The organism is Brevibacterium sp. FME37 (genome assembly GCF_014897485.1).
In the GTDB taxonomy this organism is placed as follows: Bacteria; Actinomycetota; Actinomycetes; order Actinomycetales; family Brevibacteriaceae; genus Brevibacterium.
Genome location: NZ_JABUYE010000007.1, coordinates 94,071 through 114,600, shown reverse-complemented (window position 1 = coordinate 114,600; position 20,530 = coordinate 94,071). Strand labels below are relative to the sequence as shown.

The following is a 20,530-nucleotide window of genomic DNA, read 5'->3' as shown; positions in this document are numbered from 1 at the left end:
CCGGTTTCGGTGATCAACCGCCGCGAGACGCAACAGTCGGTAAGTTCTGGTCGATTCCAGCGCTGGGATCGACCAGAACTTACCGACTGTTGGGACCAGCCACGCTGCTCTGCCCGCGGGTCAGGCCTGCGGCTCTGCAGTCTCGCGAGTACTGCGGCTCTGCCCACGTGAGGTGCTCAGCTCTGCGGCAGGATCTGCACCGAGTCGGTGCGGAACTTCTCGAGCCTCTCGGGGTTGATCGAGACGCCGAAGCCGACACCGGTGGGTACGTCGACCTTGCCATCGTGCATGATGATCTCTTCGGTGATGTCTTCGTGGAAGAAGCGATTCGAGCCAGAGATGTCTCCGGGCAGGGTGAACCCGGGCAGCGAGGCGAGTGCGGCATTGGCGGCACGGCCCAAACCGGTCTCGACCATTCCTCCGTGCCACACCGCCACACCATGGGCGGCGCAGAGGTCGTGGATTTTCTTCGCTTCGATGAAGCCGCCCACTCGTCCGGGCTTGATGTTGATGACAGCGGCTGCACCCATGGAGATCGCATCGGCTGCGGCCTCGGCAGAGTCGATCGACTCGTCGAGGCACATCGGGGTCTCCATCAGCTTCGCGAGCTCACCGTGCTGGCGGATGTCGGCCTCCCCCAAGGGCTGTTCGATGAGGAGGAGGCCGTACTCGTCGAGCCTGCGCAGGTGGGAGGCATCGACCAGGGTGTAGGCGGCGTTGGCATCGACCTGGAAGCCGAAGTCATCGCCGAAGGCCTTGCGCACCGCGGCGATGGGGGCGATGTCCTTGCCCGGTTTGATCTTGAGTTTGATGCGGGCGTACCCCTCTTCCAGGTAGCCGCCGATGACCTTGACGGTCTCTTCGACGGAGTCCTGGATGCCCACGGAGACTCCGGAGGGGACGGAGTCGACGACGCCGCCCAGGTAGGTCTTGAAGGACTGGTCATTGAGCTTGAGTTGGGCCTCGATGACCGCCATCTCCAGCGCCGACTTCGCCATCGGATGGCCGATCACGTGACGCAGGTGCCAGGACACGGTCTCCGCTGTCAGATCGTCGACGCCAAAGAGGATCGGCGCCAGCCAGCGCTTCGTGACGTCGATGCCAGATGCCACGTATTCAGAGGAATAGAGGGGGGAGATCATCGCCACCGACTCTCCCCAGCCCGTGATCTCACCCTTGGGAGTGTCGAAGGTGGCCTCGACGAGGTAGCAGTCTTTCTCCGTCTCCCGCATGAACGAGGTCTCGAACGGAGTGACCAGAGGAATCGACACCTGGTGGAGAGTGATTGACTTGAGCTTCATGCGCCATGCACCTTCTTTGTGATTGGGGCTGATGATCCTGTCACCCAGCTTATAACCACTCGCAGAACCGCCTCGGCGGGCATCGGAGTCTGGGACAGAACGGCACACAGCGATGTGCGGCAGGTTGCGTTGCTCATCTCATGGCCGTGCTGCTTCTGGAGACAGCTGTGTCGACATTGATACTGTGAGTCAAAGATCGCGCTCAACGTAAGGGAGAGCCTCGTGAACGACTACCTGCGGTCACTCAAGGGCCGGAAGCAGAAGTGGTTCGGACTCAAACTGCCAGTCAAGACTGCCCTCGCGCAACCGTATCTCCACCCGATGTTGAGAACGGTGGCACCCCACATCAACGGCATCAAGATCGGCCGGCTGCCCGCACCGATCGGCCTCACCGAGGTGCGCGGGCGTGCCGGAGGCGCCGGCTTCTATCTCGTCGATCCCTTCCGCTGTGAGATCGCCAAGGAATTCTACTGGGGCAAGGGCCGCCGCACGGAGACCGAGGACGCCTTCGCGCTCGACCTCATGGTCGACCTGTCCCGCGACGCGGACGTGTTCCTCGACATCGGCGCCTATACAGGGGTGTTCACCATGGCCGTTCTGGCGGCCAACCCGGCGGCCGTCGCACACTCCTTCGAGATCATCCCCGCCGTCGTCACCGGCTTGGAGAAGAACGTCGCCCGCAACCACCTCGGCGATCGGGTGACTGTTCATCCGACGGGCGTCGGCAAGCCCGGCACCACCATGCAGGTGCCCACCGGTGACGGAGGATCGGCATTGCCATCGTTCTATGGGACCGGCATGGACTTCGACTCCGGTGCGCAGGTGCGCTTCACTTCGCTCGACGAGCTCCTGCCGGATCTGCCGCCCGGCCGTCCGCAGGTGACCGTGAAGATTGATGTGGAAGGTGCCGAGAACGACGTGCTCGACAACGGTCGAGAACTGTTGGGCACACTGCAGCCGGACATTCTGTGTGAGGTCCTCGACGATAGGGCACAGCCCGAACAGCTGATGCGCATCCTCGACCGCTTCGACTACCACTACTATCTCGTCGGCCCCGATCACCTCAGCGCCAAAGACGAGATCGTGCCCGACCCGCATCTCCGTGACTGGCTCTTCACCACGAAGAACCCAGAGGACATGCGGGTCGCAGGCTACCCGGTCAAGTGAGCGGCTGCTCTCAGCTCTGCAGCTGATCGGCGATGAGGGCCGCGAGCAGTGCTGTGCGCGGGGCGATCTCATCGATGACCGCGTGCTCGTGTTCGGCATGTGCCCCATCACCCACGGCACCCAGGCCGTCAAGTGTCGCAATGCCGTCACCGGCGGTGAAGTTTCCGTCCGAGGCACCGCCCACGGAGACACCTTCTGGTGCAGGAAGGCCGAGTTCAGCGGCCAGGGCGGTGGCACGTTCAAAGAGTGCGGCTGATTGCTCACGTTCGAACGGGGGACGGTTGATTCCGCCGATGACCTCGATCGATGAACCTTCCAGCTGAGGGCGGGTGGCGAGCTCACGCATGGCGGCATCTATACGGTCGAGCTCGGCGGCGGTGCGTGCACGCACATCCACATCGACGCGTGCCTCGGCGGGAACCGTGTTCGAGGTGGTGCCCGCGCTGATCACGGTCGGGACCACCGAGGTGCCGGCCGAAGCGTCGGCAAGATCGGCGACGAGAGGCAGGTGAAGGGCCAGGGCCATACCGGCGTTGATCCCCTTCTCCGGCTCGAGCCCGGCGTGGGAGGCCTTGCCTGCGAAGACGAGGGTGTAATTGCTCGTGCCCTTGCGCTCGACCTTGAGTGCACCGCCGGCGCTCGCCTCCATCACATACACGGCCTTCGCCTCGGCCGACTCGGCGCGAATGAGATCCGAGGACGAGATCGACCCGATCTCCTCATCACCGGTGACCAGGATCGACAGACCACTGAGGCCACCCTCGCCGAGGTGCTCGCGCAGGATCGCGCTCGCGTGGATGCTCATAATCGCCCCGGTGAGCATGTCGAAGCTGCCCGGTCCGCGCAGGATACCGTCGTCGGTGGAGAAGGGAATGCGGTCCAAGGTTCCGTGCGGCCACACCGTGTCCTGGTGGTTGAGAAGGACCACACGAGCCGGACCCGAACCGAAGCGCAGGCGCACATGGGCGGTGTCCTCGATGGTGATGACCTCCGCGGTGGCCTCGAGACGCTCACGCAGCAGTTCGACGAAATCCTGGGCACCGGCGGCCACGGCTTCTTTGTCGTGCGACGGCGTCTCCTTCGTGATGACGCGTTTGATGTCATCGAGGATGAGGGGAAGGCGGTCGGCGGCTTTCGCAACGAGGTCAGCGGACTGGAGTTCTGAGGACAGAGAGGTGGTCATGCGCCGATTCTACGATGGGGTCTGCAAGACCGGTTGCGGCGTCCGCATCATGTTCGGAATTCGGCAAGCGCAAACACTAAGTCTGTGGTTTGCTTGACCCATGGGTGAGCAAGTCAGTTCCAAGCGGTACACGCCGGAAGAACGCACGCTGTATCGAGAGAAACTCGCGGAGAACCTCGAGCTCTTCGACACGTATCTGCGCCACGCGGAGTTCAAATCCGCGGGCACGATCGGTCTGGAGCTCGAACTCAATCTCATTGACTTAGACAATCAGCCGAGCCTGAACAACACGAAGGTTCTCGAACGCCTCGACGACGAGTACCAATCGGAGATCGGCGGCTTCAACCTCGAACTCAACCACCCTGTGCTCCAGGTGGCCGGACGTGGGCTGAAGACCTTGGAGGCGGGAGTGGCCCACCGGCTCGGCAAGGCTCAGAAGGCCGCCGAGGCGGAAGGTCTGAAGGTCACGTCGATCGGAACGCTGCCGACCCTGAGCACCCAATTCCTCACCGAAGAAACGTGGATCACCGAGGAGAACCGCTACGAGGCGCTGAGCAACTCGATCGTCGATGCTCGCGGTGAATATGTGCGCATCGAACTCGACGGCGAAGAGAAGTACAAACACGAATTCTCCGACATCGCCCCGGAAGCCTCCTGCACATCGATGCAGCTGCACCTGCAGGTCGCACCCAACAAGTTCGCCGAGGCGTGGAACGCGTCCCAGGCGATCGCTGCAGCCCAGGTCGCGATGAGTGCGAACTCCCCGTTGTTCGTCGGCCGGAAACTCTGGCACGAATCCCGGATTCCGGTGTTCACCCAGTCCATCGATACGCGCACCCCCGAGCTCGTGAATCAGGGAGTTCGGCCACGGGTGTGGTTTGGGGAACGCTGGATCACGAGCGTCTTCGACCTCTTCGAAGAGAACGTCCGCTACTTCCCACCCCTGCTGCCGGAGATCAAGGACTTCGTCGAGTTCTCCCAAGCCGATGCTCCGAAGCTCTACGAACTCAACCTGCATAACGGCACCGTGTGGCGCTGGAACCGACCGATCTACGACTCCTCTGACTCCGGGGCCCACATTCGTGTGGAGAACCGGCTGCTCCCAGCCGGGCCGACCCCCGTCGACATGGTTGCCGATGCCGCTTTCTACTACGGTCTGGCCGAGTTCCTCGTCGGAGAGAACCGTCCCGTGTGGTCGCGAATGTCCTTCCGTGAGGCGGAGGAGAACTTCTTCGCCTGTGCCAAGGACGGCATCCATGCCCGCGTGACGTGGCCCAAGATCGGCCACATCGACGTCGCGGACCTTGTGCTCGACGTCCTCATCCCGCAAGCTCGCAGAGGCCTGAGCCGTCTGGGCATCGACAAAGACGTCATCGACGAGTACATGTCGATCATCGAAGGTCGGGCCGAACTGCGTGCCAACGGCGCGACTTGGCAGCTGAGGATGCTCGACCATCTGGCACCGAACAGCGCCCCGGACTCACCGGAGCGCCGAGAGGGACTCAAGGCGATGATGGACGCCTACGTGAAGAACCAGGCCTCAGGCGAGCCCGTCCACACCTGGGACGTGCCCGTCTGAGGCAAGCAGGGACTCGCCACGCTCAGCAGCGGTGGTGCGGGCCTGAACTGGTGCCGAGCTGTGTTGAATCAGAGGCGTTCGACTTCGACGAAGACGATGTCGTCGGTCCCGTCTGGATTTGAGACCTCATGTTCGGATCCTGCCGCGCGTGTATAGCTGACTCCCGCCTCGAGGTCGGCGACCATCGACGTTCCATCCGAGCTCCGCACGTGCATCGCATCGGTGACCATCGGAATCACGACGTACTCATACTCATGTCTGTGCATGGGGATGACCCCATTGGGCTGGATGGTCCACCTGGTCACGCGGAAGACTCCGTTGTCGAGCTGGACCTCACCTGTTGAACCGGTGTTCTCATCGCTCATGATTGACACTCCTTCTCATCGTCATCGATAGTCTGCTCCACACCCTATCCCTGAGCACAGTGGCACCCCAGCCCGGTCCGTGGCCCGCAGCACATAAGTCAGGCTTCGAGGGTTAGCATGAGCAGTATGCGCTACCCCTACGCTGACATCGACGATGTCGAAGACGATATCCGCGACACCATTCTGGCCGTCTCAGAGAAGTCGGGCTTCGTGCCCAATGTCTTCCTGTCCCTGGCCCGGCGACCCGCCGAATTCCGTGCCTTCTTCGCCTACTACGACGCACTGATGGAGAAGGACACCGGGAACCTGACCAAGGGCGACCGGGAGATGATCGTCACGGCCACCTCGGCGGTGAACAACTGCCTCTACTGTGTCGTCGCGCACGGAGCCGTGCTGCGGATCATGGAGAAGAAACTGCATGTGGCAGACCAGGTGGCCGTCAACTACCGGCAGGCCGACATCACCGACCGCCAGATGGCGATGCTCGACTTCGCGATGAAGGTCTGCAAGGAACCCTGGACCGTCGGTGACGCTGATTTCACCGTCCTGGCCGAGCACGGATTCGATGACGAGGACGCCTGGGACATCGGCGCAATCACCGGCTTCTTCGGCCTCTCGAACCGCATGGCGCACATCGGGGGAATGATGCCCAACCCCGAGTTCTACCTCATGGGCCGCGTCCCCCGTGAGAGGAAGTGACCGATGACCATGAGCACCCACACGAGCGCACCCCGGGTCTCCGATCGAGCCGGACTGGTTCAACCCTTCGCAGCCATGAACATCGTGGCCAAAGTCCAGGAGATGACGCGCAACGGCCGGGACACCATCGCCATGTGCTTGGGCGAACCGACACAAGGTGCGCCGGGTCCGGTGCGCAGGAAGGCCGCCGAGGTTGTCACCGACGGCACGAACCTCGGCTACTCCCCGATCTTCGGGATCCCCGAACTGCGCGCAGCCATCGCCGGGCATTACCGCGACTGGTACGGCGTGGACGTGCCCACCGACAGAATCGCGATCACCACAGGCTCCTCCGGTGCCTTCCAGACGGCGTTCCTGACCTGCTTCGATGCGGGTGATCGCGTCGCGCTCGCCCGCCCGGGCTACGGCGCCTACAAGAACATCCTCGCCGCTTTGAACTGCGAGATCGTCGAACTCGACTGCGGAGCAGACCACGGGTTCCAGCCGACTGTCGAGCTCCTCGAACAAGCACACGCGAAGGCTCCGCTCAAAGGACTCATGCTCGCGTCGCCGGCGAATCCGACGGGCACGATGATCACCGGCGACCACCTCGGCGAACTCATCTCCTGGTGTGCCGAGCACAGTGTGCAGGTGATCTCTGACGAGATCTACCACGGCATCAGCTACATCGGCACGCGTGGTGAGACCGCGCTGACTCATGACGACAATGCCATCGTCATCTCCTCGTTCTCGAAGTACTGGGCGATGACCGGTTGGCGACTCGGCTGGGCGATCCTGCCAGAATCGCTCACGAGTGCGGCCCAGAACGTGACCGGAAATCTCTCGCTGTGCGCCCCGGTTCCCGCCCAGTATGCGGCGGTGGAGGCATTTACCGAGGAATCCTATGCGGAATGTGAGGCCGCGGTGGAGTCCTTCGCCCGTGCCCGAAAACATGTCCTCGAAGCGACTGCTGACCTGGGCTTCACCGATATGGCGCCGCCCGATGGGGCGTTCTACATGTATGCCCGCATCGATGAGATCCTGCAGCGGTCGAATGATGACATCGTTACCGCGACCGATTGGTGCCAGTCGCTCCTCGAGTCCACCGGGGTCGCCTTGGCGCCGGGTGATGACTTCGACTCCCTCAATGGGTCCCGCTCGGTGCGACTGTCGCTGGCCGTCGGTGCGGACAAGACCGCCGAGGCGCTGGATCGAATCCTTGCCTTCATGAGATGACTCCGAACTCGCCTGCAGCTCAGAACCGGAGTTCGTCTGGGCTGCCGACACTGGGCATCATCGTCTCTGCGCTGCTCCTGGGCTCGGCCGGACTCTTCGTCATCCTCGCCGATGCGAGCGCCCCGACCGCAGCATTCCTGCGCTGTTGGATCGCTGTCATCGTCCTGGCGCCTCTGGCCATCCGCGAACTCCGACGTCACGGGATGCTGCCGTCCCGGGCGCTCGTTGTCGCGGCAGTCTCGGGTGCGGCGCTGGGCATCGACTATGTGCTGTGGGCACAGAGCGTCCTCGATGCTGGAGTCGGTGTCTCCACAGTCCTCATCAGCGTTCAGGTCATCGTGTTTCCGGCGCTGGTGTGGGTCTTCGGAGGAACACGTCCGGGCTGGCTGTTCATTGCATGCATCCCCGTCATGATCGCGGGCATGCTGCTGACCGGGGGAGTCTTCGGCGCCGATGCCGGAGCGGCGAACCCGGGACGTGGGGCGATCTTCGGAGTGCTGTCTGGAATTCTCTACGGCGTCTACATCTTCGGCATCCACCACTGCCGGAAGGCGGCACCGAACTTCGTGGTCGCACCCGTCGCAGTGGGCACACTTGGGGCGGGAGTGATGACGGCGATCGCTGGTGTGACTCTCGGCGGCCTCGACTTCGACCTGGGCTGGGCCGGGTGGGCATGGATGGTGGCGCTGGCTGTATTCGGTCAGGCCCTGTCATGGGTGCTGCTGAGCATCTCGAGCCCGCTTGTGACGGTGTCGCGGACGGCCGCCCTCATGCTGCTCCAACCGCTGTCGGCCGTGGTATTGGGCGCGGCCATCGCCGGGGAGCGACTGCAGCCGGCGCAGTGGATCGGCGCGGTGCTGGTTGTTGTGATTGTCTGGGTCGTCGGCGGCGGTCCGGAGGCGCTGCGCAGTCGACGGTGACCCATTCAGGAACAGCTCAGTGCTCGTGGCCTTCGACTGTGTGGGCCAAGGCATCAAGGATGATGTGAGCGACGTGGTCGTCCTTGAGCGAGTAGTAGGCTTCGCGGCCGATCCGGTTGACCCCGACGAGGTGGAGGCCGCGCAAAAACTTCAGATGCTGGGACACCAGGGGCTGCGACAGCTCGGTCGACTCGACGATGTGCGTCACGGTCGCCTCACCGTGAGCGAGGACCAGGAGCATCTTCAATCTGGACGGTGTGGCCAGTGCTTTGAACAGGTCGGCGGTCTCGGAGATGGCTTCGAGATTGTCCTCGGGGTTGCGCAGGAGCTGCTCGACTGCGGCATTGACCGGGGTGGAATCTGAAGTGGAAGCCATGGATAGAGATTACCGGAAATTCTGCAACGTGAACTCACGCCCACATCGCTGCAGGCGGACAGGCCGCAGGCACGCGGTCGGCAGAAGACTCGAACACCGTGCGGCGTTCGAGTTCAGAGGACGCCTTGTTCGGCCTTGCTGAGATCGTCAGGAAGGTTGTGCAGCAGCCAGTCGTAGCTCAACGGCGACAGGTTGGTCAGAGCTGCGAATGTGGTGTCATCGAGCACGGTGTAGTGCTTGCCGCGAATGACCTTGACCTCCCGATAGAACGGGTCCTCCAGCTCGTCTTCATCCAGCATCGCCTGGTCGGCACCAGAGCCGGCATCAGCACCAGTGCCAGCACCAGAGTCAGGGAAATGTATGAGGAGGACATCGGCGTCGAGCTGGTCGACCTGCGGCTTCGTCACCGAATGCTTCTGGGCCGAGTAATCTTGCGCTGCGGAATCTTGGAGCATGCCGATGCCGGTGAAGAAGCTGTCGTCGCTGCCAGCATACGACAGGTAGTCGATCGACTCGGCCTTGACGTCGGCGAGGGCATACGTCGTGTCTTCGAATTCGAGGTGATGGTCAGCGGCCTTCTCGGATTGACCTGTAACGTCCTCGACGACTTCTTGGGCCTCTTGTCCCTTATTCAGGGCAGTGGCGACGGCGGCGGTCCTGTCGGTCCACGTTGCATCGTCTTCGGCCGCAACGACGGGGGCGATATCCGAGAGCTCATCGAAATGCTCACCGGCATCGTCGAGGCCGGTGGCGAGGATGACATCGGGTTCTGCTTCACGGATCGCCTCGGCGTCTGGCCCCTTCTTCGGGTCATACAGAGTCGGAGTCTCCATGCCGGAATCATCAAGTGCCTCCATGGCCCACGGGCTGGCCTTCTTCCCCGATAGAGCCGGTGCAATGACCGGATCCGCGCCGAGCGCCACAGCTATGTCGAAGTCGACCGAACTGGTCACAGCAATCTTCTCCGGCTGTGTCTTGATCGTGGTGCTGCCATAGGGAGAGTCGAGCGTCTGCGGATAGGGACCTTTGGCGTGACTTGCCTGATTCGGTAGGAGCGAGCATCCGCTGAGTGCCAGAACAGCAGTGAGCCCCAGGGCGGGCAAGGCCAATGGCCTCTGTTCGATTCGCACCGCTCAGCTCAGAGCTTCGACGTCGTCCTGGGTGCCGATGAGGTCGTCTGCCAGTGACTCCCACTGCTCGTAGGCATCAGGCAGGCCGGATCGCTGTACGGCTTGTGCGGCTTCGGTGGGGCTCATCGTGTGCCAGTCTTCGATCTGTTCGAGACCGGGATTCTCGATATCCGGATTGATTCCGTAGAAGGATTTCGTGGCAAAGATGGGGTCGTTGAGGCGCTCTGGTTCGCCCCATCCTTGAGAAGGACGCTGCTGGAACAGGCCGATCGAGTCGCGGTCACCCGCGTCGAGGTTGCGCAGCGAGGATTCCTGGAGGGCTGTCATGAGGGCGATTCTGATTGCTCGGTCGTCGAAGTCGCCGCCCCGCCCGATGCCGATGATGAGCCGGGCGTTGTCGATCTGCTGCTCGGTCAGCTGATTCACGGTAGCCATCTGCATCTGCCTGATCTTAGTTGAGCCGAAGGAGACAGGGGAATTGACGATGATGACGGCGGCGACGACCAAGGCCATCACCGCTGCTCCCAGACCCATCAGGGCACCACGAAGCACGGACCGAGATCCGTTGCGGTGTCGAGTCTTACCAGCCATGAATATAACGATAATGCAACAAACTGAGGGACGCATGTGTCCACGCCGTGCTAATAATCACAGAACGGTCACGGGGCTGGATTTTTTGGGCGCCGACGTTGGTGACTGAACTCTGAAGCAATCTCGTGATGTCTGTTTGTTATCGCGAACCAGCTTGACCTTGACACGGTGTCAAGGCCTTCACTGGCTGTAGGAGGTGGACACAATGACCAATCCACACATCACCGAAACGCCTGTGCAGCACATCTCGCACCATGATTCGCGGCCCTCACCGAAAACGGAGTCCGTCGTCGCGGCGTTGTCGTCGTCGAACCCGCAGCAGCGACTGCAGGCGGCACTGTCTGTCGGAACCACAGCCGAGAGAAGCCACCTCGGTGCACTCATACAGCGCTGCAGATACGAACCGGACTTCTTCGTCCGTGACATGCTCACCTGGGCAATCACCCGGATGCCCGCGGAGGAGGCTGTGCCTGCGCTCATTGTCGAGCTGAGCTCAGATGTGCCGCAGGCCCAGAGCCAGGCATTGCACACGCTGTCGAAGATCGGTGACCCTCGCAGCTGGTCGGCCATGAGCCCGGAAAACATCGGAGACAAGCTGATCGCTCATTCCGACACCGAGGTGGCCCGCAGTGCGTGGAGGGCCGCCGTGGCGCTTGTCCCCGGTGATGACCGAGAGACGTTGGCATTGTCCCTCGTCACCCAGCTTGGACGGGGTGACATGGACACGCAGAAAAGCCTCAGCAGAGCCATCGTCTCCCTGGGCGAGGATCTCGTGTCAGTGCTCGATGAAAGACTGCAGGCAGAGGGAGAAACAGTGCAGACACACGCTCTGGCGACCCGGGACATGTTCACCGATCCGGACGCCGGTTTCGCTCACGCCTTGAGTGAAGCCAAGCGCGTGGTTGCACTGGGGTCCGAGGCATCAGCATAGGTCGACTTTGGGAAGGGGCGACCGGGGTGGCGCTGCCGGGTGGGGCAAGCTCACGCAGCGCTGCGTGCGGCGCCTCGGGCTCCTTCCTCATGGATTGGGCGCGTTAAAGGCAGAGCGATGACAGAGTGGCCTGTCTATAGTGGAGACAGGAGAGGGGTGCTGATGCTGATTGGCGAAGTGGCCAAACGCTCAGGCGTGAGTGCTCGGATGCTGCGACACTACGAATCCCTGGGCCTCATCGATCCCAATGAGCGCACCCCGAGCGGGTACCGGGAGTATTCCGCGGACGATATCGGGAGAATCTTCCATATCGAAGGACTGCGCAAACTGGGAATGTCGCTGGCAGAGATCGGACCCCTTCTCGACGATCCCGCATTCGATCCCAGTCGAGTGATTGACGAGCTGGTCGAGACCTCGAAGCGACGCATCGCAGTCGAGCAGGAACTGCTGTCGAACCTCGAGCGGATCGACCGCCTCCACCACGCCGATGGGGAGGCGCTGCTGCTGACCATCGATCTCATGCGCTCCCTTGAATCCGGCGACGTCATCCAGCGGCACAAGGCAGCGCTGGGCAGCGGTGTCGACGGAGCTGTGCCCGTTGAGTCCCTGTCCGCAGCCGTTCTCAACGAGCCGGTGCTCAATGCTGCCGGAGCGATGCGCTGGGCCTTGGCTCAGTCGGGACCCGAAGCGGTCCGCTACCTGGCGAAGGGGATGGGAGACCTGTCCGTCGTCGTCCGGCGCAATGCTCTGCAGGCGCTCGATGAAATCCGGCGCAATACCGCGAAGGAAGAACTCGGGTCCGTTGCGGAAGCGACCATCATCGCCTCCCTGCATTCCGGTCTCGGCGACACGGATCTTCAGGTGCGCAGCGGCGCCGCACTCATTCTGGGGCAGATGAGGGATCCTGTCGCGGTTTCGGATCTGCTTGAAATAGCGATGGAGGGACCAAAGGACATTGAGGCCGCCGAAGCGCTTGCTGCTTTCGTCAACGAAGCCCCGGAGGAAGGGGAGCGAGCTGAAGTCGCGAGACGGATCATGTCGGATCTGCGCCGGCACGCCCGTTCCCCAGAGGCGACAGTGCGGTTCCGAGTGCTGCAGGTTCTCATTGAGATTCCGGGTGCTGAAGTCGATGACTTCATTGCCGAACTGTGCACCGACGAAAGCTTCGAGGTCGCAGCAACGGCGACCGCGACCCTGAATCGGCGCCGCGATCATTAAACTTGTCCCATGACCTCCGGAACCACGACGCCTGAACCTGGGCCCGATCGCTCGCCCGCCTCTGCGAAGAGACGACAGCGGCAGCCGTTCGCATTCCGTCGCCACCATTTCACTGTCACCGGGGTCCTCGACTATCTCTTCTTCCTCTTCGGAGGCGCCTCGTCAACGTGGCTGGCGATGCTGATCCTGTTCAAAGGGTTCTCACTGGGCTGGTGGCAGGTGCTGACCCTGCTCGTATTCTGGGGAGTGGTCTCCTACCTGGCACTTCCGCGACTGCACCGCATCCTCTCCCAGATCTACGTCCCGAACTATTTCATCGGTCGAGCCCGGACCTCGGATGGCCTGCTCGGAGATCCTGTCAACCTCGCATGGCGTGGTGACGAGACTCAGATCCATCACGCGATGAAAGCCGCAGGCTGGATCCTTGCCGATGGCATCACCCCGGCCTCGACCTGGGAGATCATCAGATCCACTCTGACGCGTCGGAGCTACCCCAAAGCGCCAGTGTCGCCATTGCTGCTGTTCGGCAGGCGGCAGGACTTCGCTTATCAGCAGGAGGTCGACGGGGATCCGGGGCAGCGTCACCATGTGCGGTTCTGGAAATGTCCCAGTGGCTGGTTGCTGCCTGGTGGGCATCAGGCGGACTGGCTGGCCGCGGGCACCTACGACAAGAGCGTCGGGATCTCGCTGTTCACGTTGCAGTTCACCCACAAAATCGAAGAGAACACCGATGTCGAACGTGACTACATCGTTGACACGGTGGCTTCGGCCGATGATGCGGTTGTCGTCCAACACGTCCAAGACTTCTCGACCGGCTACCACTCACGCAACGGCGGCGGAGACGCGATCATCACGGACGGCGATCTCCCGATCATCGAAGTTGCCGAAGTGGATACAGACGAATCCGATTCCCCGGACCGACTCGAACTGGCACTCGATGCGACCCAGATCTACACCGATGCTCGGTCGGTCAGAGAAGTGACGAAGACGCTGTGGCACAGGCGACCGCTGCAGACGGTCGTCGGTGCCGCACTCGTTCTCATCCTGCTCCTCTTCCAAGCCTGGGACGTACTGGGCACGGTGCTCGACTGGGACGGCCTGCGCACCGAGGTCGTGGACTACAGTGCCGACATCGAAACCCTCGGCAACGAAGCGGCAACACGGATCGTGGCGGGAGTGCTCATCGGACTCAGCCTCCTCATCGGGTGCCTGCAGGTGATCGCGAGCATCTCTGTGTTCCGAGGCAGCAATCGAGCCCGATTGTGGATCTTGACCCTCTCCACGGTGTCTGTGATCGTATCGATGACGAACTACTTCACCGGAGACCGGGACCTCGCGACCAACATGTACGCCTTGACGACGATTGCCATGCAGGTCGCCGTGCTGCTGTCATTGTCAAGCGATTCTTCACGGCTATTCACCCGTTTCAGCACCGCAGAGCTGCGAGCCGAACGTCAGGAACGGGGCCTCGAAGACTGAGCGCATGTGCAATCAGGATTCGCCGGCATGCATCGATGGTGCGAGAAGTCGTGGACTGTAAACACTGTGTATCCTGGCCTCGACTGCATTCCGGCGGCGCGAACCAGCCATCGGAACCGGATTCAAGCGAAGAGGCGGAACTCCATGACCGAGCCGACACCTGACTCATCTGCCCCCACCGACGGGGGCAAGGTTCCCGCAGAGGTAACCACAGCCTCCGACGGCGCAGTCTTCGACACGATCGACCCGGCGCTCAAAGTGGTCAGCATCGAAATCGAGGTCGCCGCATCAGCCTCGGAGATCTTCGAACTCGTCGCCGATCCTGCCCGCCAACCCGAATGGGACGGCAACGACAACCTCGGCACAGCCGCAGCGGGGCAGAGACCGACCGGAGTCGGAACCTCCTTCATCACCACCCTGACCAAGGGCGTCGACCGCGAGAACCACATCGTCGACTTCGAAGAGGGCAGGCTCATCGCCTGGAAGCCCTCCGAAGTCGGCGGTGAACCCTTCGGCCAGAAATGGACGTGGGAGGTCACAGCGACAGGAGACCGTTCAAGCCTGGTTCGCCACACCTATGACTGGACCGAGTTGAGAGACCTGCAACGACTGCCACGTGCGCAGTCGACAAAGTCTGAGAACCTGCTGGCATCAGTTGAGAGGCTCAAGGCACTCGCTGAACGCTGAAGGCTTCAGCTGCTCATCGTGGCCAGGCATCTGCCAGGCGTGAGAGCAGCTGTGCTAAGAGGGCGCGCTCTTCATCGGTGAACCCATCGAGGGCCAGGTCGACGTTCTCGCGCTGGGCTCCCCGGAACCTGCTCGAGATCGCTCTGCCCTTATCCGTCAACGCGATGAGAGTGCGACGGGCATCATCAGGGTCAGCCTCACGTCGCAGCAGTCCCAGCTCGACGCCCTGTGACACGAGGCGGGAAGCACGCGGCTGATCGACCCCGATCGATTCACCGATTGCGCTGACGCCGAGAGAGCGGCCGGCCTGAGCTAGGGCGATAAGCAGTCGCAGCTGTGCTCGTCCACCGAAGTGAGCCCCGAACTTGCCTTTCCACTCGTGTTCTCCCTCGTGCCGATCGCGATTGCTGTCCCGGAGACGCTCGTCGTGGGGCGCGCCTTTCGTGCGTGGATCGCGCGGACTCTGAGGGAAATATTCATCCTCGTCGCCGTGTGGGCGCCGACCGCGTCCGAACGGAAAGTCTCCCCGTCCTGGTCCGCCGAATCTGGGATGGCCATCGCCGCCAGCCGCAGCTCCGGGAAGCCCGAATCCGCGCGGACCGCCACCGAGCCCGCGCCTCCACTGCAGGCGCGTGAGCGCCTCGGCGATCCTCTGGCTGGCATCGTCCGTACCCCTACCCTGATCGCGCTTCCCGTCATTGCTCATACCCCAATTTTACATGTTGGTTGACATGCTTTCTAATTGCATGTCATGATACATATACATGTCAGATGACAAGTAAAGGAGATGGCATGAACTCGCTCAACAGCGACAAGCAGAATGACAGCACCATCAATGGTCGAGAAGGCCGTGATGAACGTGCTGATGAGAACAGAGACCGTGCTGATGAAGGCAACGAGAAGCTCCACGAGGCTCTCAGTGAGGAAAGTGCAAAGATGAATGACGAAGACGACAATGAATTCGACCAGACGCGCGCCGCGGGGAGTGAGCGTTCCGACGTCCGCGACGAGAGCCCAGAGGTAACGGACCTGCTCAGGCAAGCGAGCCTCCTGCTGCGCCGAAAGTTCTTCACCGCAGCGAAGGCAGGGGAATTCGGACACCGCGGCCAGGGGATCCGTGAGCAGGTTGCCGCCGCGGTCGATGAGGCGCTATCGGAGTGGGAGCTCGAATCCCTGACGGGCTCTCTGGACAAAATCGTTGACGTGCTCGGCAGGAATGCAGAGGGCGCTAGCGCTGAGGGCAGGAATGATGAGTGGGATGAGCGCCGAGAGTTCGCTGGACGGCGCGGCTACGCGGCTCGTCGCGAATGCGCCCGCCGTTTCGGCGCTGAAGGACGATCCGCCTTGGGCCAGGAGTATGGGTTCGGAGGTAGGCTCCGGTCAGAGTTCGGGCCTGAACCCGGACGTGACTTCGAGTCAGAGTTCGGACTCGGACACGTACGAACACTCGGGCGCGGATTCGACTCTCGTGGTGACCGCGGCCCACGGCGGAATCGGAATCCGCGTCGCGAGCGGGATCTGGAAGATGGTTGGGGCTCACGCCGGGAATGGGCAGAGGACAACGTGGACGAAGGGCGCTTCGACCATCACCGCCGTGACGGAGGCTGTGGGTCACATGCTCACAGCGCCGACCACCGGGGCAGAAGCCACCGCGCCGGGGGCCGACGCGGAGGCAAGGGCCGGATGGTCGGAGCTGCGTTCGAACACGGATTCGCGGCAGGCTACAAACGCGGTGTCCGGTCCTGAGGGCTCAGCCGCGCTGGAGCACTGACTCCAGCGCGTCGAGCACTGCAGGGTCCTCGATCGTCGAGGGCACGGCCGGAGAATCGACTCCGTCGGCGATCTCGCGCATCGTCTTGCGCAGGATCTTCCCCGACCGGGTCTTCGGCAGGGCGGAGACGATATCGACCTGTTTGAAGGCGGCCACGGGGCCGATCTCCTTGCGGACCAGCGCCACGAGTTCGGCGATGACCGCATCCGGATCGGCCGCCTCGGCGGAATCACCGAGCACGACCAGCGCACGCGGATTCTGCCCCTTCGTGTCATCGTGAACACCGATCACCGCGGTCTCCGTGACTGCCGGATGGGAAGCGATGACGGCCTCGATGACACCCGTGGAAAGGCGGTGTCCGGCGACGTTGATGACATCGTCGGTGCGGCCCATGACGAAGACATACCCGTCTTCATCGAGATATCCCGAATCACCGGTCAGGTAGTAGCCGTCGAAGGCCGACAGGTACGAGGACACGAACCTGGAGTCATCGCCCCAGACGGTGGCCATCGTTCCCGGTGGCATGGGCAGCTTCATGACGATGAGTCCCTCTTTGCCAGCCGGCATGGGTTTGCCTGAAGGGTCGAGGACTTCGACCTGGAAGCCCGGCACCGGCTTCGTCGGGGACCCCGCCTTGAGCGGGAACCGGGTGAGGCCAAGCGGATTGGCGGCGATCGGCCAGCCTGTCTCCGTCTGCCACCAGTTGTCGACGACGGGGATGTCACGACCGGTCGCCTCGGCGAGGATGTTCGTCGTCCACTCATAGGTATCCGGATCGAGGCGTTCACCGGCGAGGAACGAAGCCCGCAGACTGGACAGGTCGTACTTCTTGATCAGGTCGCCGTTCGGATCTTCCTTACGGACCACGCGCATGGCCGTCGGCGCAGTGAAGTGGACGTTGACCTTGTGGTCTTCGATGATGCGGAAGAAGGTGCCGGCATCTGGGGTGCCGACCGGTTTGCCCTCGAACAGGACCGAGGTGACACCGGCCAGCAGCGGCGCGTAGACGATGTACGTGTGCCCGACGACCCAGCCGACGTCGGAGGCGGTGAACATCGTGTCGCCGGGGTTGAGCCCGAAGAGGCTGGGCATCGAGAATGCCGATGACACTGCGTAGCCGCCGGAATCTCGCACGATGCCCTTCGGTTTGCCCGTCGTGCCGGAGGTGTAGAGGACATAGAGCTCATCGGTGGCTTTGACGGTGACAGGGTCAATGCCTTCAGGCGTATTGGCCAGCAGCTCCGCGTAGTCGAGATCGTTCTCGCCCATCGCGCAGCGATGCTCGTCGCGTTGGACGATGACGGTGAACTCCGGCTTCTTCTCGGCAATGCTGATCGCCTCGTCGACCATGGGTTTGTACTCGAGGACACGGCTCTTCTCAACCCCGCACGAAGTGGAGATCACGGCCTTCGGGGAGGTGTCGTCGATGCGAACGGCCAGCTCGTTGGGGGCGAATCCGCCGAAGACCACCGAATGGATCGCGCCGATGCGGGCGCAGGCGAGCATGGCGATCGCAGCCTCGGGCACCATCGGCATATAGATGATGACGCGATCGCCCTTGACTACGCCCCTGTCCGACAGGGCTCTGGCGAAGCGGGAGACCTCGTCGAGGAGCTCCGAGTACGTGATCGTGCGAATCGTGTCGGTGACGGGCGAGTCATAGATGATGGCTGCCTGATCTCCACGCCCGGCGGCCACATGCCGGTCGACCGCGTTGAAGCACACGTTGAGCTCGCCGTCGGGGAACCAACGATAGATCGGGGCGTTCGCGGCGTCGACGGCGCGAGTCGGCTCGGTGACCCAATCGATGTGGGTCTTCGCCTGGTCGAGCCAGAACTCCTCAGGATCGGCATCGATGGCAGCGATGACATCGTCGTAGCTGGGGGACTGTGCGATCGTGTTCATAGCTCCATTGTGACTCATGGCACAGCTGAGTGCAGGGATGGGAGGGGCCGATTTCCGGGTCAGCGATGGTTGCGCAGGAGGCAGATTTGGTCTATGCAGCCGGATCCGGTCCCCGTGGCAGAAACCGAATTCGAAGTTGGACAGCAGCTGGTCGGCCGTTCGGACTCCGTCTGCATACATTGTGAGGAAGCGGCGCACTAACCCCAGATTGTGTGCGCAGACAAGGCACAATGGGGGCATGAGATATCTTGTTGCCCTGATCATCGGCATTGGCGCCCTGTTCGGCGTCAACGCGTTCGCAGACCTCTTCTCCATGCCACGCCCGTGGAATTCTCTGGCGATGGGCGCCACCGTCGGAATCACGATGGTCATCGTCCTCCTGGTCTGGGAAGTCGTTAAGCCCAGCAATAAGGATGCCGCACCGGCGAAGCCTGCGATGAGTGAGGAGGAGCGTGCGAAGGCACGCGCCGAGCGTCGCTCTCGATTGGCCGCCGAGGCGGGTGTGAGTCTCGACGACACTGATTCCGGCAAGGGCACTACGGAGTCGAAGGCAGATGATGCGGAGACCGAGTCGAAATCTGCCGGTCAGGATGATGCAACTGAAGCGAAGCCGGCCGAGGGCACTCCTGCGGCGGCTGCCCCGCCGAAGCGTTCGGTCAGTGAGGACGAAGAGTCGCCGGAAGCTGACGAGTCCTCGATCGAGGCGGAGCCGGAAAACGGCGGCGAATCACGATACGAGGAGAACACAGGAGACTTGGGTCAGGATCAGCCGGACCAAGATGAGCCGGACCTCCGTGCGGCCGGCGAGCCAGAGACGCTTGCGCCCGATGAGTATGACGAAGAGGCAACGGGGTCATCACTGGAGAGTCCTCCCACCGGAGAACCGGGAATCTCCGTCGACGCACTTGAAGATGCCGAATCGGCAGACACCGATGGAGCCGCCGATGACGATCCCGTCGACGACGAGACCGACTCGACGCGCTGACCAATCCGACGCGCTGAGCGCCGATAGCGCTGAGCGACCCTACTGCGTGTAGTGAGCGGCGAGGAGTTCAAGCCCCTCTTCGATGCTGACCCGCGGCTTCCACCCAAGAACCTCGTAGGTGCGGCGCTGGTCGAACCAGTGCGCCGTTGAGAGCTGCTCCGCCAAGAACCTCGTCAGGGGCGGTTCATCATCATGCTCGCCCAGATCCCATACCTTCTCCACGACCGAACCGGCCACCAGCGCGGGGCCCACGGGGATGCGCATCTTCGGCGCGTGAGCGCCACCGGCGATCGCGATCCGTGACATGAGTTCCCCGATGGGGCGCGGCTGACCGTTCGTGACCACCAACGACTCGCCGTGCGTGGTGGCCACGGCATCAACGGCGGCAACGATCGCCTCGACCGCATTATCGACGAACAGAGCATCGACGAGCGGGGCCCCTGACCCGAGCACCGGCATCCGGCCGGCACGAGCGCGATCGATGACGCGCTCCGTCAGCTGCGTGTCACCAGGACCCCACATGAGGTGCGGGCGCAGGACGAGGACCTTGAAGTCTGTTGAATCGGCTTCCAGAGCAATGAGTTCACCGGCGGCTTTGGTCCGCGCGTACTCACCACGTGCCAGATCGGGGGAGGCAGGACCGGCACCTTCGCCGATGATCGAGTCACCGGTATGGGCCACCGACGGCGACGAGATGTGCACCATTCGCTTCACGCCAGCCGCCTGAGCGGCATCGACGAGAGTGCGGGTGCCGCCGATGTTCACGGCCTCGAACTCACTGGGGTCGCCCATCATGGACACCTTCGCCGCCAAGTGCACAACAGCCTCGGCGCCGGTGAGGGCCTGAGCCACACTGCTCGGGTCGGTAACCGACCCGATGACGTCGTGGGCGCCCGACACAGAGGAGGGGCGACGCTGCAGAGTCGTGACCTCGTGGCCGCCTGTCACAAGCGCACGAGCGACGGACGAACCCAGGAGCCCGGAGGCTCCGGTGACTGTGATCTTCATATGGACTCCTCAGACGGGCG

20 protein-coding genes are annotated in these 20,530 nt (G+C 62.7%); 11 read left to right on the top strand and 9 right to left on the bottom strand.

Going from position 1 to position 20,530, the window contains the following annotated elements:
* Positions 1–176: 176 nt before the first annotated feature.
* Entirely contained in the window at positions 177–1,301 is a 1,125-nt protein-coding gene (gene menC, locus INT29_RS10290; RefSeq protein ID WP_193071557.1) for an o-succinylbenzoate synthase, read from the bottom strand.
* A 222-nt stretch (positions 1,302–1,523) separates the two neighbouring features.
* Here menC and INT29_RS10285 point away from each other — a divergent pair, with 222 nt between their 5' ends.
* Positions 1,524–2,468, top strand: a complete 945-nt coding sequence (locus tag INT29_RS10285; protein ID WP_193071556.1) for an FkbM family methyltransferase — start codon at positions 1,524–1,526, stop codon at positions 2,466–2,468.
* A gap of 10 nt (positions 2,469–2,478) precedes the next feature.
* On the opposite strand, the gene INT29_RS10280 is transcribed toward INT29_RS10285, so the two are convergent.
* Positions 2,479–3,651, bottom strand: a complete 1,173-nt coding sequence (locus INT29_RS10280; RefSeq protein WP_193071555.1) for a M20 family metallopeptidase — start codon at positions 3,649–3,651, stop codon at positions 2,479–2,481.
* A gap of 100 nt (positions 3,652–3,751) precedes the next feature.
* On the opposite strand from INT29_RS10280, the gene INT29_RS10275 reads away from it, so the two are divergent.
* Positions 3,752–5,230 carry a glutamate-cysteine ligase family protein gene (locus INT29_RS10275; protein WP_101571535.1) on the top strand — a complete coding sequence of 493 codons (1,479 nt, stop codon included), beginning with the start codon at positions 3,752–3,754 and terminating at the stop codon, positions 5,228–5,230.
* A gap of 68 nt (positions 5,231–5,298) precedes the next feature.
* On the opposite strand, the gene INT29_RS10270 is transcribed toward INT29_RS10275, so the two are convergent.
* Positions 5,299–5,595, bottom strand: coding sequence for a cupin (locus tag INT29_RS10270; RefSeq protein ID WP_101571533.1), 297 nt, complete (start codon positions 5,593–5,595; stop codon positions 5,299–5,301).
* 117 nt (positions 5,596–5,712) lie between these two features.
* Between INT29_RS10270 and INT29_RS10265 the strand changes: the two genes are divergently transcribed.
* Genes INT29_RS10265 through INT29_RS10255 form a run of 3 tightly spaced genes read left to right on the top strand, consistent with a single transcriptional unit; the run spans position 5,713 to position 8,429 of the window.
* Positions 5,713–6,294, top strand: a complete 582-nt coding sequence (locus INT29_RS10265) for a peroxidase-related enzyme (protein WP_101571531.1) — start codon at positions 5,713–5,715, stop codon at positions 6,292–6,294.
* A gap of 9 nt (positions 6,295–6,303) precedes the next feature.
* Positions 6,304–7,509 carry a pyridoxal phosphate-dependent aminotransferase gene (locus INT29_RS10260; protein WP_101571724.1) on the top strand — a complete coding sequence of 402 codons (1,206 nt, stop codon included), beginning with the start codon at positions 6,304–6,306 and terminating at the stop codon, positions 7,507–7,509.
* On the top strand, positions 7,506–8,429 hold the full coding sequence (locus INT29_RS10255) for a DMT family transporter (protein ID WP_101571529.1): 924 nt from the start codon (positions 7,506–7,508) through the stop codon (positions 8,427–8,429). Before INT29_RS10260 ends, INT29_RS10255 begins: the two co-directional genes overlap by 4 nt.
* A gap of 16 nt (positions 8,430–8,445) precedes the next feature.
* Here INT29_RS10255 and INT29_RS10250 read toward each other — a convergent pair whose 3' ends face one another.
* The 3 genes from INT29_RS10250 to INT29_RS10240 all read right to left on the bottom strand — a co-directional run bounded on the left by INT29_RS10250 (position 8,446) and on the right by INT29_RS10240 (position 10,526).
* Positions 8,446–8,805 carry an ArsR/SmtB family transcription factor gene (locus INT29_RS10250; RefSeq protein WP_101571527.1) on the bottom strand — a complete coding sequence of 120 codons (360 nt, stop codon included), beginning with the start codon at positions 8,803–8,805 and terminating at the stop codon, positions 8,446–8,448.
* 113 nt (positions 8,806–8,918) lie between these two features.
* Complete coding sequence (locus INT29_RS10245; RefSeq protein WP_193071554.1) at positions 8,919–9,935, bottom strand: ABC transporter substrate-binding protein; 1,017 nt, start codon at positions 9,933–9,935, stop codon at positions 8,919–8,921.
* A 3-nt stretch (positions 9,936–9,938) separates the two neighbouring features.
* Positions 9,939–10,526, bottom strand: coding sequence for a peptidoglycan-binding protein (locus tag INT29_RS10240; RefSeq protein ID WP_226830941.1), 588 nt, complete (start codon positions 10,524–10,526; stop codon positions 9,939–9,941).
* A 205-nt stretch (positions 10,527–10,731) separates the two neighbouring features.
* Here INT29_RS10240 and INT29_RS10235 point away from each other — a divergent pair, with 205 nt between their 5' ends.
* The 4 genes from INT29_RS10235 to INT29_RS10220 all read left to right on the top strand — a co-directional run bounded on the left by INT29_RS10235 (position 10,732) and on the right by INT29_RS10220 (position 14,841).
* Complete coding sequence (locus INT29_RS10235) at positions 10,732–11,457, top strand: HEAT repeat domain-containing protein (protein ID WP_193071553.1); 726 nt, start codon at positions 10,732–10,734, stop codon at positions 11,455–11,457.
* A gap of 162 nt (positions 11,458–11,619) precedes the next feature.
* Positions 11,620–12,675 carry a MerR family transcriptional regulator gene (locus tag INT29_RS10230; protein WP_193071552.1) on the top strand — a complete coding sequence of 352 codons (1,056 nt, stop codon included), beginning with the start codon at positions 11,620–11,622 and terminating at the stop codon, positions 12,673–12,675.
* 9 nt (positions 12,676–12,684) lie between these two features.
* Entirely contained in the window at positions 12,685–14,154 is a 1,470-nt protein-coding gene (locus tag INT29_RS10225) for an LssY C-terminal domain-containing protein (protein ID WP_101571520.1), read from the top strand.
* 144 nt (positions 14,155–14,298) lie between these two features.
* Complete coding sequence (locus INT29_RS10220) at positions 14,299–14,841, top strand: SRPBCC family protein (RefSeq protein ID WP_226841838.1); 543 nt, start codon at positions 14,299–14,301, stop codon at positions 14,839–14,841.
* A 13-nt stretch (positions 14,842–14,854) separates the two neighbouring features.
* On the opposite strand, the gene INT29_RS20110 is transcribed toward INT29_RS10220, so the two are convergent.
* On the bottom strand, positions 14,855–15,547 hold the full coding sequence (locus INT29_RS20110; protein ID WP_226830938.1) for a MarR family winged helix-turn-helix transcriptional regulator: 693 nt from the start codon (positions 15,545–15,547) through the stop codon (positions 14,855–14,857).
* A gap of 86 nt (positions 15,548–15,633) precedes the next feature.
* Between INT29_RS20110 and INT29_RS10210 the strand changes: the two genes are divergently transcribed.
* On the top strand, positions 15,634–16,587 hold the full coding sequence (locus tag INT29_RS10210) for a hypothetical protein (RefSeq protein WP_193071551.1): 954 nt from the start codon (positions 15,634–15,636) through the stop codon (positions 16,585–16,587).
* Between the two features lie 4 nt (positions 16,588–16,591).
* On the opposite strand, the gene INT29_RS10205 is transcribed toward INT29_RS10210, so the two are convergent.
* Positions 16,592–18,517, bottom strand: a complete 1,926-nt coding sequence (locus INT29_RS10205) for an acetate--CoA ligase (protein WP_101571514.1) — start codon at positions 18,515–18,517, stop codon at positions 16,592–16,594.
* 238 nt (positions 18,518–18,755) lie between these two features.
* On the opposite strand from INT29_RS10205, the gene INT29_RS10200 reads away from it, so the two are divergent.
* Entirely contained in the window at positions 18,756–19,502 is a 747-nt protein-coding gene (locus INT29_RS10200) for a hypothetical protein (protein ID WP_193071550.1), read from the top strand.
* A gap of 39 nt (positions 19,503–19,541) precedes the next feature.
* Here INT29_RS10200 and INT29_RS10195 read toward each other — a convergent pair whose 3' ends face one another.
* Positions 19,542–20,510, bottom strand: coding sequence for an NAD-dependent epimerase/dehydratase family protein (locus INT29_RS10195; protein ID WP_193071549.1), 969 nt, complete (start codon positions 20,508–20,510; stop codon positions 19,542–19,544).
* Positions 20,511–20,530 lie beyond the last annotated feature (20 nt).

Bases quoted from the DNA above. Each gene is read 5' to 3' on its own strand.
- menC (WP_193071557.1), bottom strand. From the start codon at position 1,301: ATGAAGCTCAAGTCAATCACTCTCCACCAGGTGTCGATTCCTCTGGTC.
- INT29_RS10280 (WP_193071555.1), bottom strand. From the start codon at position 3,651: ATGACCACCTCTCTGTCCTCAGAACTCCAGTCCGCTGACCTCGTTGCG.
- INT29_RS10275 (WP_101571535.1), top strand. From the start codon at position 3,752: ATGGGTGAGCAAGTCAGTTCCAAGCGGTACACGCCGGAAGAACGCACG.
- INT29_RS10270 (WP_101571533.1), bottom strand. From the start codon at position 5,595: ATGAGCGATGAGAACACCGGTTCAACAGGTGAGGTCCAGCTCGACAAC.
- INT29_RS10265 (WP_101571531.1), top strand. From the start codon at position 5,713: ATGAGCAGTATGCGCTACCCCTACGCTGACATCGACGATGTCGAAGAC.
- INT29_RS10260 (WP_101571724.1), top strand. From the start codon at position 6,304: ATGAGCACCCACACGAGCGCACCCCGGGTCTCCGATCGAGCCGGACTG.
- INT29_RS10255 (WP_101571529.1), top strand. From the start codon at position 7,506: ATGACTCCGAACTCGCCTGCAGCTCAGAACCGGAGTTCGTCTGGGCTG.
- INT29_RS10250 (WP_101571527.1), bottom strand. From the start codon at position 8,805: ATGGCTTCCACTTCAGATTCCACCCCGGTCAATGCCGCAGTCGAGCAG.
- INT29_RS10240 (WP_226830941.1), bottom strand. From the start codon at position 10,526: ATGGCTGGTAAGACTCGACACCGCAACGGATCTCGGTCCGTGCTTCGT.
- INT29_RS10235 (WP_193071553.1), top strand. From the start codon at position 10,732: ATGACCAATCCACACATCACCGAAACGCCTGTGCAGCACATCTCGCAC.
- INT29_RS10230 (WP_193071552.1), top strand. From the start codon at position 11,620: ATGCTGATTGGCGAAGTGGCCAAACGCTCAGGCGTGAGTGCTCGGATG.
- INT29_RS10225 (WP_101571520.1), top strand. From the start codon at position 12,685: ATGACCTCCGGAACCACGACGCCTGAACCTGGGCCCGATCGCTCGCCC.
- INT29_RS10220 (WP_226841838.1), top strand. From the start codon at position 14,299: ATGACCGAGCCGACACCTGACTCATCTGCCCCCACCGACGGGGGCAAG.
- INT29_RS20110 (WP_226830938.1), bottom strand. From the start codon at position 15,547: ATGAGCAATGACGGGAAGCGCGATCAGGGTAGGGGTACGGACGATGCC.
- INT29_RS10210 (WP_193071551.1), top strand. From the start codon at position 15,634: ATGAACTCGCTCAACAGCGACAAGCAGAATGACAGCACCATCAATGGT.
- INT29_RS10205 (WP_101571514.1), bottom strand. From the start codon at position 18,517: ATGAACACGATCGCACAGTCCCCCAGCTACGACGATGTCATCGCTGCC.
- INT29_RS10200 (WP_193071550.1), top strand. From the start codon at position 18,756: ATGAGATATCTTGTTGCCCTGATCATCGGCATTGGCGCCCTGTTCGGC.
- INT29_RS10195 (WP_193071549.1), bottom strand. From the start codon at position 20,510: ATGAAGATCACAGTCACCGGAGCCTCCGGGCTCCTGGGTTCGTCCGTC.